The organism is Streptomyces sp. NPDC127108 (assembly GCF_042677545.1).
Classification (GTDB): Bacteria; Actinomycetota; Actinomycetes; order Streptomycetales; family Streptomycetaceae; genus Streptomyces.
Map to the genome: position 1 here is coordinate 275,443 of NZ_JBHXTE010000001.1, position 16,514 is coordinate 291,956.

Below are 16,514 nucleotides of genomic sequence, written 5' to 3' on the forward strand. Positions count from 1 at the left end.
GTCACTTCTCCAGATCGGTCAGGCGGTCGGCGACCACGCGGGCGATGTGCGCGATCGGCTCGGGCAGGGTCATGTCCTTGTGGGAGCAGGCGACGTCGGTGTTGTCGATGCGTCCGCTCACGTAGGGCGTCCAGGTGTCGGGCGTCAGCGCGTCGTCGATGGTGTCGACGGTGGCCCGGAAGAAGAGGACGTCGCCGTCGAACCGGCGGTGGTCGTAGCGCCGTACCAGGTCGTTGGTGTTGAGGTAGATGTCGGCGAGGGCCTCGATGGTCGCGGTGGAGAGCGCGGCGAGGGGGCTGTTCTCGCGGTGGAGGACATCGACGACGTTGGCTGTCGTGAGCGCCTTGCCCTCCAGGCTGTCGGGGCCGTAGCCGCCCATCGTGAGGAGCGATTCGAGCGCTTCGGCGTGGTCGGACTCGGGCAGGTCGCGGAAGCCTTCGGCCGGGTAGGCGTCGAGGATCGCGAGAAGCTGCACCTCTTCGCCCGCGGCCTGGAGGTGGGTCGCCATCGCGTGCGCGATGATGCCGCCGGTGGACCAGCCGAGGAGCCGGTAGGGGCCGCTGGGCTGAGCCTCGCGGACGCGGGCCGCGTAGTGCGCGGCGAGTTCCTCGAGGGTGGTGGGCAGCAGTTCGACTGCGGTGGCGGGGCCGACGCCCTGGGCCTGGAGGCCGTAGACGGGCACGTCCGGCGGCAGGTGCCGGATGAGGCCCGCGTAGCACCAGCTGAGCCCGCCGGCGGGGTGCACGCAGTGGAGCGGGGCGCGGTCCCCGGCCGGACGCAGCGGCAGCAGGACGTCCAGTGGGTCGTCCTCGCGGTCGGCGTCGAGCACGGCGTCGAGGGCGGCCACGGTGGGCGACTGGAACACGGTGCCGATGGAGACGTCGGTGCCGAACGCCGCCTGGACGCGGGCGGCGAGGCGCACGGCGAGCAGCGAGTGCCCGCCGAGGTCGAAGAAGTTGTCCTCGGCGCCGACCCGTTCGAGGCCGAGCACGTCGGCGAAGATCACGCAGAGCTGTTCCTCGCGCGGGGTGCGCGGGGCACGGCCGCCGCCGGTGGCCGCGGGCGCGCCGGGCGCGGGCAGGGCCTTGCGGTCGAGCTTGCCGTTGCCGGTCAGCGGGAGCCGGTCGAGGAGCACGACGGCCGAGGGGACCATGTGGACGGGCAGGTGCCGGGCCGCGTGTTCGCGCGCGTCCGAGGCCGTCGTGCCGTCCGCTCCCGGGGCGGGCACGGCGTAGCCGACGAGGCGCTTGTCGCCGGGGGTGTCCTCGCGGACGACGACGGCCGCGTCCGCGACGTCGGGGTGCGCGGCCAGGACCGCCTCGATCTCGCCGAGTTCGATGCGGAAGCCCCGGATCTTCACCTGGTGGTCGGCGCGCCCGAAGTACTCCAGGGTGCCGTCGGCGCGCCGCCGGGCGAGGTCGCCGGAGCGGTACATGCGGCTGCCCTCGGCGCCGAAGAGGTGCGCGTAGGGGTCGGCCACGAACCGCGTGGCCGTCAGCTCGGGCCGTCCCAGGTAGCCGAGGGCCACGCCGTCGCCCGCCACGTACATCTCCCCGGTGACGCCGGGCGGCACCGGCTGCAGGCGGTCGTCCAGGACGTACACGCGCAGGTCGGGGATGTTGACGCCGATGGTGGACGAGGTGGCAGCGGCGGCGGTGGCGCGGTCGAGCGGGAAGTAGGTGACGTGCACGGTGGTCTCGGTGATGCCGTACATGTTGACCAGCGTCGGCGCGTTCTCCGCGTGCCGTTCGTACCAGTCGGCGAGCCGCCCGAGCTCCAGCGCCTCGCCGCCGAACACGACGTAGCGCAGCGCGAGTTCGGTCCCGGGCGCGTCCCGGTCGGCGGCGGCGAGCTGGTAGAAGGCGGACGGCGTCTGGTTGAGGACGGTGACGCGCTCCTCGGCGAGCAGGCGCAGGAAGGCGCCCGGGTCGCGGCTGGTGAGGTGCGGTACGACGACGACCTTGCCGCCGTACAGGAGGGCGCCCCACAGTTCCCACACGGAGAAGTCGAAGGCGTAGGAGTGGAACAGCGTCCAGGCGTCGTCGGGGCCGAAGCCGAACCAGTGGTCGGTGGCGGTCAGGAGCCGGGTGACGTTGTGGTGGGAGACCACGACGCCCTTGGGGCGGCCGGTGGATCCTGAGGTGTAGATGACGTACGCCGGGTCCTCGGGGGCGAGGGGCCTGGTGCGGTCCTCGTCGCGCAGCGGTGTGTCCGCGTACGAGCCGGTGGTGTCGCCGTCGACGGTGATGACCGGCAGGTCGTGTGCGGGCAGCCGGGGCGCGGTGGCCGTGTCGGTGACGACGGCGGCGGGCCGGGCGTCGGCGAGCATGTACGCGAGGCGCTCGGCCGGGTAGTCCGGGTCGAGCGGCAGGTACGCGGCGCCGGACAGGGACACCGCGAGGAGCCCGGTGACGAGTTCCGGCGAGCGGGGCAGGGCGAGGGCCACGATCGAGCCGGGGCCGATGGAGCGGTCGGCGAGGAGCCGGGCCAGGCGGTGGGCGCGGGCGGACAGTTCGGCGTAGGTGAGCTGCTGCCCGTCGTGGCTGACGGCGATGCGGTGGGGGTGGCTGCGTGCGGCTTCCTCGTAGCGCTCGGCGAGGGTGGCGGGCTGGGAGTGGACGCCGGGCAGAGCCTGGGCGTTGCCGTCCACCAGGGCGCGGCGCAGTTCCTCGGGGCTGAGCAGCGGCAGCAGGCCGAGCGGGGTGTCGGGGGCATCGGCGGCGGCGGTGAGCAGCCGGGTGAGGCGGTCGGCGAGGGCCTGAGCGGTGGCGCGGTCGAAGAGGTCGGTGCGGAATTCGAGGAACCCGCCGATGCCGCCGCCGGGCAGTTCCCCGGCGTTGAGCGTGAGGTCGAACTTGGCGGTGCCGGACGGTACGGCGGTCATGCGGGCGCTGAGGCCGGGGGCGAGCGCGAAGGCGGTGTCGGGGACGGACTGCCAGGCGAGCATGGTCTGGAAGAGCGGGTGCCGGGACAGTGAGCGGGCCGGGTTGAGGGCCTCGACGAGGTGGTCGAAGGGCAGCGCGTCGTGTTCGTGGGCGCCGAGGGTGGTGGCGCGCACCCGGTCGAGCAGGTCGTGGAACGTGGGGTCGCCGGAGGTGTCGGTGCGCAGGACGACGGTGTTGGTGAAGAACCCGACGAGGTCGGCGGTGGCGTCGTCGGCGCGGCCCGCGACGGGTGTGCCGAGGGGGATGTCGGTGCCGCAGCCGTGCCGGGTGAGCAGGGCGGCGAGTCCGGCCTGCACGGTCATGAACACGCTGGTGCCGGTGGAGCGTGCGAGCCGGGTCAGGGCGGTGTGCGCGGCCTCGTCGAGGTGGAAGGGGACGGTGTCGCCCCGGTGCGAGGCGATGGCGGGGCGGGGCCGGTCGGCGGGCAGTTCCAGTTGGTCGGGCAGTCCGGCGAGGGCCTGCTTCCAGTACGCCAGGTGCTGTTCGGCGAGTGCCGTCGGAGCCTGGGCGGGACCGAGGAGGCGCTGCTGGTGGGCGGCGTGGTCGGCGTACTGCAGGGGCAGCGGGGCGAACTGCGGGGCGTGACCCGCGATCCGGGCGGCGTAGGCCGTGGCGAGGTCCCGGGCCAGCGGCGTGGTGGAGGCGCCGTCACCGGCGATGTGGTGCAGGAGCAGCAGGAGCGTGTGCCGGTCGGGGCCGGTGGTGAACAGCGTCGCGCGCAGCGGGGGTTCGGCGGCGAGGTCGAAGCAGTGGCGCACGGCCCCGCCGAGGTCGTCGCCGGGCGCCGCGAGGTGCAGGACCGGTCGGGCCGCGGGGTCGTCCGGGTCGAGGATCCGCTGGCAGGGCAGGTCGTCGGCGGCGCCGTCCGCGACCGGGTACACGGTCCTCAGCGTCTCGTGCCGCGCGCTCAGGTCGTGCAGGGCCAGCGTGAGGGCGTCCCGGTCGACGGGGCCTTCGAGGCTGAGGGCGAGCGGGATGTTGTACGTGGCGCTCGGGCCCTCCAGGCGGTGCAGGAACCAGAGCCGCTGCTGGGCGGGCGACAGAGGCAGGTCGCCGGTGCGCGGGACGGGCGTGATGGCGGCGCGGGGGTTGGCGGACGCGGTGTCCTGGTCGTCGTCGGCGCCCTCGTTCTCCTGGGCCCGGACCAGCGCCGCGAGTCCGGCGGGCGTCGGGGTGCGGAAGACGTCGGCGAGGGAGACGGCGGCCCGGAAGGTCTCCCTGATGCGGGCCGCGAGCCGCGCCGCGAGCAGCGAGTGTCCGCCGAGGTCGAGGAACCCGGCGTCAGGGGCGACCGGTTCGTCGAGGCCGAGGAGGTCCGCGAAGAGCCCGCGGATGATGTCGGTGTGCGGATCGGCGGAGCCGGTCACCGCGTCGGCCGTGCCCGCGGCGGGGGTCTGCGGCTCGGGCAGGGCGCGGTGGTCGAGCTTGTCGTTGGCGGTGCGCGGCAGCGCGTCGAGGAGGGTCACGGTCGTGGGGACCATGTGCTCGGGGAGGGCTGCGGCCAAATGGTCGCGCAGGACGGCGGGGTTCACCCCGATCGCGGGATCGGCTTCGGTGGCGGAGTCCGCGCCGGTTGAAGGGTCCGCGCCAACTGACGGGTCCACGCCGGTGACGGCGTCCGCGCCCGTACCGACGCGCGGCACCGCGTACGCGAGCAGCCGCTTGCCCGTGACGCCGTCGCGGGCGATGACAGCGGCCTGCGCCACGCCGGGGTGGGCGGCCAGGACGCTCTGGATCTCGCCGAGTTCGATGCGGAAGCCCCGGATCTTCACCTGGTCGTCGGTGCGTCCCAGGAACTCCAGGGTGCCGTCGGCCCGGCGCCGCACCAGGTCCCCGGTGCGGTACATGCGGTCACCGTGCGCGCCGAACGGGTCCGCCACGAAGCGCTCGGCGGTCAGGTCGGGCCGTCCGAGGTAGCCGCGGGCCAGGCAGGCGCCCGCGACGTACAGTTCCCCGGCGACGCCGTCGGGGGCGGGGCGCAGGCTGGAGTCGAGGACGTAGGTGCGGCTGCCGCGCACGGGCCGCCCGTCGGCGTCGGCACCGGTCCAGTAGTAGGCGTCGACGGTGGTCTCGGTGGGCCCGTACAGGTTGAGCGGATGCAGTCCCGCGACGGCGGACAGGCGTCGCCACAGCGGCTCCGGCACGGTCTCGCCGCCCACGACGAGGACGGCGGGGTGGTGCCTGCCGTCGTCGAGGAGGCCCTCGGCGATCAGGGCCTCCGCGTAGGAGGGCGTGACGTCGAGGTAGTCGACGCGGTGGGCGTCGACGTAGGCGGTGAGGGCCGCCGGGTCGCGGTACGTCACGTCGTCGAGCAGGTGCAGTTCGTGGCCGTGGACCATCCACAGGACGGGGTCCCAGGACGCGTCGAAGGCGAACGAGGCGCTGTGGGCGACGCGCAGGCGGGTGCTTCCGGTGCGGGCGACGGCCGGGGCGATGTGGTCGGTGCCGTGGCCGGCGAGGAGGTTGGCCAGGGAGGCGTGGGTGACGACGACTCCCTTGGGGCGGCCGGTGGAGCCGGAGGTGTGGATGACGTAGGCGGCGCTGTCCGGGGCGGGCGCGGCCGCGGGGACGAGGGCGGGTCTCGCCTCGAGGGCGGCCCGCAGTGAGGGCTCGTCCAGGGCGAGTTCGGGCACGGTGTGCGACGGCAGGGCGGCCAGGGTGTCGGCCGTGCCGAGGACGCACACGGGCCGGGCGTCCTCCAGGACGGCGCGGGTGCGGGCGGCGGGGTGGCCGAGGTCCAGGGGCTGGCAGACGCCGCCCGCCTTGAGGACGGCGAGCAGGGCGACGACCATGTCGGTGCCGCGCGGCAGGGCGAGGGCGACGGGGGTCTCGGCGGTCACGCCCCGGGCGGCCAGTTCGTGGGAGAGCCGGTTGGCGGCGGCGTCCAGTGCGGCGAAGGTGAGGGTCCGGTCGCCGCAGCGCACGGCGACGGCGTCGGGGGTGCGGGCGGCCTGCGCGGCGAAGGCGGCGGGCACGGTCGCGGTGGCGGGCTCCTCGGTGCGGCCGGACGTCACGCGGCGCACCTCGTCGGCGGGCATCAGGTCGAGGGCGGCGAGGGGGCGGTGCGGGTCGGCGAGGAGCTGGTCGGTCAGGGCGTGCAGGAGGTGCTGGAACGCGGCCTGGTGGCGGGTGAGTTCGTCGGCGTCGTAGCGGTCGGCGGCGGCGTCGAGGCTGAGGGTGAGGCCGCCGTCGCGGCTGGGCCAGGCGCCGATGGCCAGGTCCTCCACGGGGCCCGCGGCGAGGTTGCGCACGACCCCGGGCAGGCCCGCGAAGTCGAGGGGGTCGCCGTCGAAGGGCTTGACGTTGACCATGGGTCCGGTGAGGGGCGTGGCGGCGGAGCCGAGGCCGAGGTCCCTGCGCAGGTCGGCCTGCGGGTAGCGCTGGTGGCGGCGCACGGCGCGGATCTCCAGGACGACGCGGCGCAGCAGTTCGGCCGCGCTGTCCTGGGGGCGGACGGCCAGGCGCAGCGGCAGGACGTTCACCGTCATGGCGGGGGTGCGCAGGGCGGCGGGGCCGCGGCGGTTGGTGACGGGCAGGCCGAGGACGACCTCGGGGGCGCCGGTGATCCGGTGCAGGTAGGCGGCCGCGGCGGCCACGACGAGCTCCGCCCAGGTGGCCTTGGCCGCGGTGGCGGCGGCGGAGATCCGGTCGAGGCCCGCAAGTTCGGCGGTCGTCTTGCGGAGGTCGCCCGTGGCGCCGGTCGCGGGACGGCTGGAGAGGGTCACCGGCGCGGGGGCACTCGCCATGCGCTCCGCCCAGAACGCCCGGTCGGTGGCGAGGCGGTCGCTCGCCAGGTACTGGGCCTCGTCGTCGACGAGTTCCCGCAGGGGCGCGAAACGGCAGGCGGGAGCGGGGGCTTCGGGGTCGTCCGTGAACGCGGTGTAGAGCTCGGCGACGCGGCGGCCGATCAGCTGGAGGGCGTAGGCGTCGACGGCGATGTGGTGGACGCGCTGGTACCACCACGTGCGGTCGTCGGCGATCCGGATGAGGGCCTGTGTCATCAGGCCGTGCCCGTCTCCGGCGGCGTCGGTGGGGTCCCCGGCGGCGGCCGGGCGGGCCAGGTCGGCGCGGATCCAGGCGTCGGCGGCCTCCTCCGGCCGGTCGTCGGCGCGCAGGTCGATCCGGTGCACGGGCACGTCCGTCGCGTACGCCGCGTCCCGCACCCACTGCCGGGGCTCGCCGTCGACCTCGGTGACGCGCAGGCGGAGCGTGTCGGCCTCCGCGACGGTCCGGCGCACCGCGCGCTCAAGGCGGTCCTCGTCCAGGGCCCCGTGGATCTCCATGACGTCCGCGGTGTGGAACGCGGCGCCGCCGGGGTCCAGTTGCTGCGCGTAGTGGATGCCGGCCTGCGGCGTCAGCAGCGGGAACACGTCGTCCGGACGCGGATGCATGCGTACAACTCCTCGGGGATCGAGCGCACCGGACCACCAGCGCGAAGTTAGGTAAGCCTAAGCTATGTTTTCGGGGGCGATGACGCGAACCGTTCCGTCCGCCCCGCACACGAAGAGGACCGATGCCGCACCCCACCCACGGCGAAGCCGCAGCGACGCAAGGCGCCACCCCCGCCCCCGACGACCTCAAGTCCGCCGTGCGGCAACGCGTCGACGAACACCGCGACGACCTCATCGCCCTGAGCCGCCGCATCCACGGCAACCCGGAGACGGCCTTCACCGAGCACCGCGCCGCCGCCTGGTGCGCCGAGACCCTGGCAGCGGCCGGATTCGCGGTCGACTCCCCCGCCTACGGCCTCGACACCGCCTTCTCCGCGACGACCGGATCGGGTCCGCGGACGGTGGCGGTCGTCTGCGAGTACGACGCCCTGCCGGACCTCGGACACGCCTGCGGCCACAACCTGATCGCCGCCGCGGGGATCGGCGCGGCCCTCGGGCTCGCTCCGTTCGCCGACGAACTCGGCCTGCGGATACGGGTGTTGGGGACTCCGGCGGAGGAGCGCGGCGCGGGCAAGGCCCTGATGCTGGACGCCGGGGCGTTCGACGGGGTGGACGCCGCGATGATGGTGCACCCGTGCCCGTTCGAGATGTCCGACTTCCGGTCGTTCGCACTCGGCACGCTGTCGGTCACGTACACCGGCCGTGCCGCGCACCCCAGCCTCAACCCGCACGAGGGCCGCAACGCCGCCGACGCCCTGACCGTCGCGCAGGTCGCGCTCGGCCTGCTGCGTCAGCATCTGCCGCCGCAGTGGCGGGTGCACGGCATCACCACGGAGGCGGGCACGAGCCCCAACGCGGTCCCGGTCCGCGCGACGGCCTCGTACGAACTGCGGGCGCTGGCCGCCGAGGACCTCGCCGAGCTGCGCGCCCGCGTGGAGGACTGCTTCCGTGCCGGGGCGCTCGCGACAGGCTGCGACGTCACGCTGGAGCGGCCCGAGCCGGACTATCTGGACTTCCGCGGCGACCCCGCCCTGATCGAGCTCTGGACGCGCAACGCACGGGCGCTCGGACGGCCGGAGCCGGTGGAGCGCCCGCCGTTCGCCTGCACCGATATGGGCAACGTGTCGCACGTCGTGCCGTCCATCCACCCGGTGCTCGACATCAGCGGCGGCGCCTGCGGCCCGCACGAGCCGGAGTTCGCGCAGGCGGCGCTCTCCCCGGCCGGGGAGCGGGCCCTCTTGGACGGGGCGACGGCGATGGCGTGGACGGCGGTGGACTTCGCCCGCGCCGCCGGGGAGACCCCCGGCGGCTGACGTACGGCAGGTGGCACGTGACCGCTCCCCGGGCTCCATCGGGGAGCGGTCACAGCCACCGACGGCCCACCGGGGCCGATCAGTGACCGGCCGCCGACGGCACGTCAGGCCCTCAGAACCTCAAGACCCGCAGAGAACCTCAAGCCTCTCAGAACCCTCGGACCCTTCAAGACCCTCGGGAATTCAGGGCCTTCAGGACTTCGACAGCGCCTTGGTGATGTCCTTCAGCACGACGTCGCTGGCCAGCGGCCCGCCGCGGGTGGACCAGACCGACCCGTTCACGGTCACGACGTGCTTCTTCTTGACGGCGCCCAGCTCCTTGTACGCGGGCTTGGACTGCACGTCCTTCAGGGCCTTCTCGCCGTCCGACGTCAGGGTCGAGAGGAACAGCCAGTCGCCGTCGATCTGGTCGATCTTCTCCAGGCTCAACGACGGGGTGTGCGCGTTGCCGTCCTTGTTCTGCGCCTTGGGCCGCTTGAGGCCCATCTCCAGGGCGACGCCACTGGCGAACTGCTTCTTCTCCATCCAGCTGGGGCCGTCCGGGTTCCAGCGGACGATGGAGACCTCGGCGCCCTTGTTGGCGCCGAGCTTCGCGCCCGCGGCCTTCGCGGCGGCCTCGTGGTCGGCGATGACCTTGTTGGCCTTGTCCAGCTTGTTCACGGCGTTGCCGATGCCACGGAAGGAGAGCTTCCACTCGTCGGTGGGCGCCATCGTGACGAGGGTGGCCGGGGTGATCTCGCGGAGCTGCTTCAGGACCTGCTCGTCCTGCATGTCACCGGCCAGGATGAGGTCGGGCTTGGCGGCGACGACCTTGTCCATGACGGGCTGGAGCAGATTGCCGACGACGTCGACGTCCTTGACCTTGTCGGCCAGGTACGCCGGGGGCTTGTCGAGGCCCTGGCCGTTGGTGATGCCGACCGGCTCGACGCCGAGGGCGAGCACCGCGTCCAGGTCCTCCTGGGTCAGGGTGACGATGCGCTTGGGTTGCGCGGGGACCTTGACGGTGCGGCCCGTGGCGTCCTTCACCGTGCGCGTACCGGAAGCCTCGCCCGCCGAGGCGCCCTTGGAGTCCTTCTTGTCCGAGCCGGAGTCGGAACCGCATCCGGTCAGCAGCAGCGCGGCCGCCCCGAGGGCTGCGACTGCCTGCGCCGCGCGGCGCGGCACGAGGGGAAGGGATCTGCGGGGCAGGTTCATCGAAGGCTCCGTGTTCAATGGGACATGACTGGGCCGAGGCACACACGGCCATCCGGCCGCGCCACCCCTCGACGCAGAGACTAAGGTTAGCCTTACCTTACAGTTGCGAGGCAAGGGGTTGCCTCACACCCCCGGGAAGGGCGAGGCACACAGTGGAACTGCGCGTCGAGCGAGTCACCGCCGGATACGCCGGCCGTACCGTGGTCGACGAGGTCGACCTCACGATCGGCTCCGGCCAGGTCGTGGCCGTCGTCGGCCCCAACGGCTGCGGAAAGTCGACCCTGTTGCGGACGATGGCCCGGCTGCACACCCCGGAGTCGGGCAGGGTCCTCGCCGGCGGCACGGACGTGTGGCGGCTGCGCCAGCGCGACGCGGCGCACCGCATCGCCCTGCTCCCCCAGTCCCCGCAGGCACCCGAGGCCGTCACGGTCGCGGGCCTCGTACGCTACGGCCGCCACCCGCACCAGGGCCTGTTCCGGCAGTGGTCCCGCGAGGACGAACAAGCCGTGACCAAGGCCCTGGACGCCACCGGCACGACCCCGCTGGCCGAGCGCCGCCTCGACGAACTCTCCGGCGGCCAGCGCCAACGCTGCTGGCTCGCCATGGTCCTGGCGCAGGAGACCCCGGTGGTCCTGCTCGACGAACCGACCAGCGCACTCGACATCGGCCACGCCGTGGAGGTGCTCGACCTGGTGCGGGACATCGCCGCGGGCGGCCGCACCGTCGTCATGGTCGTGCACGACCTCGCCGCCGCGGCCCGCTACGCCGACACCGTCGTCGCGATGCGCGACGGCCGCGTCGTGGCGTCGGGCCCGCCGCGCGAGACCATCGACGCAGACCTGGTCCGCGAGTTGTACGGCATCGATACGGAGATCCTGTTCGCGCCGTCCGACGGCGCACCGGTCGTCGTGCCGACCGCGCGGGTGGCGGCGACGGCCGGGGACAGCCGCTAGCCGAGCGGTTCCGATGCGGTGAGCGGCCGGACGCGGTCGGCGGCAACGCCGAGCGCGGCCGCTCGTTGCATCCGGGCCGCCGGACTCGCATCCGGGCTGCCGGAGCGGACAGTTGTCGCGCGGTCATCGGACGGCGTCGGCCTCTGCTGCCTCCGTCTCGTCCGCGGCGACGGGGGGCGAGTCCTTCGGGCCACGAAGAGCGATGTGGACGAGCAGCACGCCCATGACGGCGACGCCCGTCCACATGGCCTGCTGCCAGCCGTCGACGAAGGCCTGCTGCGCGGCGTGGACGAGGTCTGGGGAGTGCGCGCCCGTGCCGGGTGCCACCTCGACGGCGTTGGCGATGCCTTCGCGTGCGGTGTCCGCGGCCTCTTGGGGGATGCCGTCGAGCTTGTCGTCGATGGCACTGCGGTAGCCGGCCGACAGCAGGGCGCCGAGCATGGCCACGCCGAGGGCGGTGCCGAACTCGCGGGTGACGTCGTTGAGCGCGGAGGCGACTCCCTGCTCGGCGCAGGGCAGAGAGCTGGTGATGGCCTCGGTGGAGGGCGTCATCGAAAGGCCCATGCCGATCCCCATGGCGAGCATGCCGACCAGGATGGAGAGGTATCCGCCGTCGACGGAGACGAACACGGCCATCAACGCCAGGCCGAGGGCGGCCAGGGCGACGCCCACGGCCATGGTGGAGCGGGCGCCGACGCGTGCGGCCATCCTGGGGGCCAGGCCGGACGCCAGCATCATCATGACGGCCATCGGCATCATCGCCACGGTGGACAGCAGCCCGGACCAGCCCAGGACGGCCTGGAAGAACGGGAAGAGGACCACGGCGATACCCGCCTGGACCCCGAAGACCACCAGGAGCGTGATCGAACCGCCGGCCAGGCCGCGCTCACGGAACAGACGGACATCCAGCAGCGCGGCCTCACGGCGGCGCAACTCCCAGGCCACGAACCCGACGGCGGCGACGGCACCGACGGCCAGGCCGATCAGAGTCACCGGGGCGGTCCAGCCGCGCTCGGGGCCTTCCTGCAGCACGAAGATCAGGCCGATCACGGCGACGGCGGACAGCAAGGCGCCCGTGGTGTCGAAGGAATGAGCGGAGTACTGGCGGGAGTTGGGCACCGACTTCAGCGTCATCGCCAGAGCGACGACTACCAGGACCACGGGCAGGACGAACAGCCAGCGCCAGTCGGCGACATCGACCAGAAGCGCGGACAGGAACATGCCCAGGATGCCGCCGCCCCCGGCGACACCGGTCCACACGCCGATCGCCTTGCCCCGCTGCTCCTCGGGGAACGTACTCGTGATGACGGCCAGCGTGATCGGCATGATCATGGCGGCGCTCACGCCCGCGGCCACGCGCGCGGCAATCATCACTCCGGCCGACGGGGCCAGCCCCGCGACGACGCTGGCGGCGCCGAAGACGGTCAGCCCGGCGATCAGCATGGGCTTGCGGCCCAGCCGGTCGCCGATGGCGCCGAGCGGCAGCAGCAGCGCGGCCAGGGCCAGGGTGTAGATGTTGATGATCCACAGAACGGTGTTCTGCGAGGCGCCGAACTCCACCGCCATGTGGGTCTGGGCGACGTTCAGCCCGGACACCGACGCGATGACGGCCATCAGCGCAACGGAGACGGCGATCAGGATCGTGCGCAGCTGACGCGCGTCGAGTGCGCCTTCGCCGCTCGCCGGTGCCGCCGCCTGGGGAGGCTGGTTCGTACTCATGTCTTCCTTCCAAGGGCATGCGGGATCGGCGCCGGAGCAGGGCCGGTCGCCGCATTGACGGGGTGCGTGGCCCACAGTCCGGGCCACCTGCGGCCGACGGTAGGCCCGCATTGCGGTGAAGGCATACGCTGTTGCCCATGACGCAAGAAGATGGGCAGCTGGACGGCCTCGTGCGCAAACGGATCCGCGCCCTGCGGGTCGCCCAGGGCTGGTCCCTGGAGGAGCTGGCCACCCGCGCCAACCTCAGCCAGTCCTCACTCAGCCGTATCGAGAACGGCCGGCGCCGCCTCGCCCTGGACCAGCTCGTCACCCTCGCCCGCGCCCTGGACACCACCCTGGACCAGCTGGTGGAGAACGCCGCCGACGACGTCGTCATCAGTCCGATGATCGACGCCAGCCACGGCCTGATGCGCTGGCCCATCAAGGGTGACCCGGGCATGAGCGTGATGCGTCAGCGGATGACCCAGCCGCCGCCCGACAACCCCGCCCGCATGCGCGCCCATCCCGGCCGCGAGTGGCTGGTGGTCCTGTCCGGCACCGCCGTCCTCATGCTCGGCAATCGCCGATTCCGCATCGAGACCAACCAGGCCGCCGAGTTCCCCACGATGATGCCGCACGCGATCGGCGCCGAGGGCGGGCCGTGCGAGATCATGGGCATCTTCGACCGCGACGCCCGCCGCGGCCACCAACGCGACATCGCCGAGGCCGAAGGCGGCACTCAGACTCACGGCGAGTGACGGCGCCGGAGGCCCGGCGCACGCGGGATCTTGCGTGACGGGCAGCAGGCGCAGCGACTTTCTTGCGCAGACGGCAAGCAGCCGTGCCGTAGACGCATGAGCGTCCTACGGTGTCGCCATGACCCGAACCCACGAGCACACCCCTCACGGCGAAGGCGCCCACCACCAGGCGCACGACGACGACGGCCAAGCGGAGATCCTCGACCTCGATGCCGAGGTGCTCGCCGAGCACATCGCGCTCATCACCGCCTGGCTGCCCTTGAAGGCCGAGCCGCGCCGGATCGTGGACCTGGGCTGCGGCACGGGCGCGGGCACCTTCGCGCTCCTGGAGCGTTTCCCCGAGGCGCACGTCACCGCCGTCGACACCTCGGCCGGGCATCTGCAGCACCTGCGCGAGAAGGCCTGCGCCCGGGGAGTGCAAGAGCGCGTGCGCACCGTGCAGGCCGACCTCGACGCCGCCGACTGGCCCGACCTGGGGACGCCGGACCTGGTGTGGGCCTCGGCCTCGATGCACCACATGGCCCACCCCGACCGTGCCCTCGCCAGCGTCCACGAACTGCTCGCCCCGGGCGGTCTGTTCGCCGTCGTCGAGCTGGACGGCTTCCCCCGCTTCCTGCCCGCCGACGCCCCCGAGAACCGGCCCGGCCTCGAAGAACGCTGCCACAGGGCGACCGACGGCTTCCACGCCGAGCACGTACCGCACCGCGGCGCCGACTGGGGACCGATGCTCTCCGCCGCCGGGTTCACCGTCGAGGACGAGCGCACCGTCACCGTCGACATCGAAGGCGACCGCAGCGAAGCCGTCGGCCGCTACGCCCACGCCAGCCTGCAGCGCGTCCGCGGCGCCGCGGCACCGGCGCTCGGCCCCGAAGACCTCGCCGCGCTCGACGACCTGCTCGACGCCGAAAGCCCGCACAGCATCCTGCGCCGCGACGACCTCGCCGTACGCACCGAGCGCACCGTCTGGGCGGCCCGCCGCGCCTGAACCCTGAACGTGTCGCGCGCCCGCACCATCTCCCGCAACCATCGGTAGGCTGGCGCCCGATGCCGAAAAGCCGCCAATCCCCGCCAGGGTCCTCGGAATCGCAGGACATGCCGAGCGGAGCCGGGTGGATGCCGCATGGCTACTCGATGGCCCCCCACTCGCACGCGGCGGGTCAACTCGTCTACGCGGCGGCCGGGACGCTGGCCACCACGACGGAGCGCGGCACCTGGGTGGCCCCCGCCAACCGCGTGACGTGGACACCGCCCGGCTTCGCCCACTCCCATCGCTTCTACGGCCGCACCGACGCACGGCTGCTGACCGTTCCGGTCGAGCTGTGCGGCGAACTCCTCGACCACCCCAGCGTGTTCGCTGTCAGCCCGCTGCTGCGCGAGGCCGTCCTGACCCTGACCGGCGACCGGCCCGAGAAGCGTTCCGGCGCCCACCGGCGGCTCCTCGCCGTGGTCATCGACGAGCTGTCCGACACCCCGGAGCAGTCCCTGCACCTGCCCGAAGCGGCCGATGACCGGCTCCGTACGGTCACCGACCTCCTGCACGCCGACCCCGCCCGGCCCGCGACCCTGACCGAACTCGGACGCGTCGCCGGAGCCAGCGAGCGGACCCTGAGCCGGTTGTTCCACAGCGAGCTCGGCATGAGCTTCCACCGCTGGCGCAGCATCCTGCGCATCCACCACGCGCTGGCCCACCTGGCGGAGGGCACGTCCGTCACCGATACGGCGATGGCGTGCGGCTGGTCGAACCCGTCCAGCTTCATCGACGCCTTCAACGACGTCGTGGGCCAGACCCCGGGCAGCTACCGAACGGACCTGTGCAGCAGCCGTGAAGTGCGGTAGCAGTCGCTTCCCCGGGGGCGTCGCACGTCGATCCGCACTGTTGGCGGGTTTTCGGCATGGCGTGTCCATTTGCCGGTTGGTGGCGCGGGCATCGGGTTCCAGAGTGGTGGCAGTGCGCCGCGCCACCAGGGCGGCACGGCCGTTCACGCGCTGGCGCGTGCGGTCCCCCCTTTTTTTCTGCGAGGAGCTCGAGAAACCATGGCCGAAACCGACAAGGACACGACCGTCGTGATCGTAGGGGGCGGGGTCGCCGGCCTCGCTCTGGGCAACTTCCTCCTGCGGGAGGGGGTCGGGTGCGTCGTCCTCGAAAAGCACAGCCGTGCATACGTGGAGCAGCGGCAGCGGGCCGGCTCTCTCGATGCCGACGGCGTGCGTGTGCTGAACGAGTGGGGGGTGGGCGAGGTCGTGGAGGGCCACAGCCACGGTGACTCCGGCTCGGGTGTGCCGCTGCTGGTGGACGGAGCGAAGCGGTGGTGGAAGTCGGGCGACGACGGGGACGACAGCGACGGAGTGTTCTGTCCGCAGCAGGTCCTCGTCCGCAACCTGATCAGGATCTTTCTGCGCGACGGCGGTGACCTGCGCTTCGAGGCTGAGGACATAGCGCTGCAGGACATCGCCGGCGAACAGCCGCTGGTTCGCTACCGGGAGCCCGACGGCTCGACGCGGACGGTCACGTGTGACTTCGTCGCCGGTGCTGACGGTTATCGCGGCGTCAGCAGAACGGCCATCCCCGAGGACGTCCTCACCTGCTCCAGCCATGAGTTCGGCTACGCCTGGCTGACGGTGATGACGGAGGCGCCCGCGGACCCCCCGGCCATGCTGGCCGTGCACTCGCGCGGTTTCGCCGCGCAGATCACGCGCGGGCCGCACACGAGCCGTCTATACCTGCAGTGCCCGCTCTCCGACACCGTCGAGCAGTGGCCCGACGAGCGGGTCTGGAGCGAACTGGAGGCGCGCTTCGCTGGGCCCGTGGACCCCAAGGGCCCGATCACGAGCAAGCAGGTCGTGCCGCTGCGCGGAGTGGTGTTCAGCCCCATGAGCCACGGTCGCCTCCACCTTCTCGGGGACGCCGCCCACCTCATCTCCCCGATGAGCGCGGAGGGCATGAGCCTTGCCCTCCACGACGCCGACGCGCTCGCCCGCGCGGTCGTCCAGCAGGTGCAGAAGAATGACCCGAGCCTGCTCGACCGCTACTCCGACACCTGTCTCGACCACACATGGGAGCGCCAGGCGTCCGCGGTCCGGGTGACCCAGACCATGCATGATTCCGGTGACTCCACCTACGAAGGAGAGTTCCGCAAGCAGACCGCCCGCAAGGACCTGGAGACCATGTTGGAGCCGCAGGCGGCGCCTCACCCAGCCGCGTGAGTCGCGGCGGCCGGACCCCGACGGAACCACGGCCCGGCCGCCGCCCCCGGCCCACTCC

9 protein-coding genes are annotated in these 16,514 nt (G+C 73.0%); 6 read left to right on the forward strand and 3 right to left on the reverse strand.

Going from position 1 to position 16,514, the window contains the following annotated elements; translation table 11 throughout:
• Position 1 precedes the first annotated feature (1 nt).
• Positions 2 to 7,336: an amino acid adenylation domain-containing protein gene (locus ACFVHO_RS01220; protein WP_385708365.1), complete on the reverse strand. Its 7,335-nt coding sequence runs from the start codon at positions 7,334 to 7,336 to the stop codon at positions 2 to 4.
• Between the two features lie 122 nt (positions 7,337 to 7,458).
• Between ACFVHO_RS01220 and ACFVHO_RS01225 the strand changes: the two genes are divergently transcribed.
• Positions 7,459 to 8,649 carry a M20 family metallopeptidase gene (locus tag ACFVHO_RS01225; protein WP_385708368.1) on the forward strand — a complete coding sequence of 397 codons (1,191 nt, stop codon included), beginning with the start codon at positions 7,459 to 7,461 and terminating at the stop codon, positions 8,647 to 8,649.
• Between the two features lie 192 nt (positions 8,650 to 8,841).
• On the opposite strand, the gene ACFVHO_RS01230 is transcribed toward ACFVHO_RS01225, so the two are convergent.
• A complete protein-coding gene (locus ACFVHO_RS01230; RefSeq protein ID WP_385708371.1) occupies positions 8,842 to 9,843 on the reverse strand; it encodes an ABC transporter substrate-binding protein in 1,002 nt (333 codons plus the stop codon).
• A gap of 152 nt (positions 9,844 to 9,995) precedes the next feature.
• On the opposite strand from ACFVHO_RS01230, the gene ACFVHO_RS01235 reads away from it, so the two are divergent.
• A complete protein-coding gene (locus ACFVHO_RS01235; protein WP_385708374.1) occupies positions 9,996 to 10,796 on the forward strand; it encodes an ABC transporter ATP-binding protein in 801 nt (266 codons plus the stop codon).
• Between the two features lie 123 nt (positions 10,797 to 10,919).
• Here the strand turns inward: ACFVHO_RS01235 and ACFVHO_RS01240 are convergent, their stop codons facing one another.
• Complete coding sequence (locus tag ACFVHO_RS01240; protein WP_385708377.1) at positions 10,920 to 12,515, reverse strand: MFS transporter; 1,596 nt, start codon at positions 12,513 to 12,515, stop codon at positions 10,920 to 10,922.
• Between the two features lie 137 nt (positions 12,516 to 12,652).
• On the opposite strand from ACFVHO_RS01240, the gene ACFVHO_RS01245 reads away from it, so the two are divergent.
• From ACFVHO_RS01245 to ACFVHO_RS01260, 4 genes are all read left to right on the forward strand, one after another.
• Positions 12,653 to 13,252, forward strand: coding sequence for a helix-turn-helix domain-containing protein (locus ACFVHO_RS01245; protein ID WP_385708380.1), 600 nt, complete (start codon positions 12,653 to 12,655; stop codon positions 13,250 to 13,252).
• 118 nt (positions 13,253 to 13,370) lie between these two features.
• Positions 13,371 to 14,237 carry a class I SAM-dependent methyltransferase gene (locus ACFVHO_RS01250; RefSeq protein ID WP_385708382.1) on the forward strand — a complete coding sequence of 289 codons (867 nt, stop codon included), beginning with the start codon at positions 13,371 to 13,373 and terminating at the stop codon, positions 14,235 to 14,237.
• A gap of 128 nt (positions 14,238 to 14,365) precedes the next feature.
• Entirely contained in the window at positions 14,366 to 15,088 is a 723-nt protein-coding gene (locus ACFVHO_RS01255) for an AraC family transcriptional regulator (RefSeq protein WP_385708385.1), read from the forward strand.
• 198 nt (positions 15,089 to 15,286) lie between these two features.
• Positions 15,287 to 16,456 (forward strand): 4-hydroxybenzoate 3-monooxygenase, encoded by a 1,170-nt coding sequence (locus ACFVHO_RS01260; protein WP_385708388.1) that lies wholly within the window; start codon positions 15,287 to 15,289, stop codon positions 16,454 to 16,456.
• Positions 16,457 to 16,514: the final 58 nt, after the last annotated feature.

What these genes read in the sequence shown, in the direction of transcription:
- ACFVHO_RS01220 (WP_385708365.1), bottom strand. Translation starts at nt 7,336, where the DNA reads ATGCATCCGCGTCCGGACGACGTGTTCCCGCTGCTGACGCCGCAGGCC.
- ACFVHO_RS01225 (WP_385708368.1), top strand. Translation starts at nt 7,459, where the DNA reads ATGCCGCACCCCACCCACGGCGAAGCCGCAGCGACGCAAGGCGCCACC.
- ACFVHO_RS01230 (WP_385708371.1), bottom strand. Translation starts at nt 9,843, where the DNA reads ATGAACCTGCCCCGCAGATCCCTTCCCCTCGTGCCGCGCCGCGCGGCG.
- ACFVHO_RS01240 (WP_385708377.1), bottom strand. Translation starts at nt 12,515, where the DNA reads ATGAGTACGAACCAGCCTCCCCAGGCGGCGGCACCGGCGAGCGGCGAA.
- ACFVHO_RS01245 (WP_385708380.1), top strand. Translation starts at nt 12,653, where the DNA reads ATGACGCAAGAAGATGGGCAGCTGGACGGCCTCGTGCGCAAACGGATC.
- ACFVHO_RS01250 (WP_385708382.1), top strand. Translation starts at nt 13,371, where the DNA reads ATGACCCGAACCCACGAGCACACCCCTCACGGCGAAGGCGCCCACCAC.
- ACFVHO_RS01255 (WP_385708385.1), top strand. Translation starts at nt 14,366, where the DNA reads ATGCCGCATGGCTACTCGATGGCCCCCCACTCGCACGCGGCGGGTCAA.
- ACFVHO_RS01260 (WP_385708388.1), top strand. Translation starts at nt 15,287, where the DNA reads ATGGCCGAAACCGACAAGGACACGACCGTCGTGATCGTAGGGGGCGGG.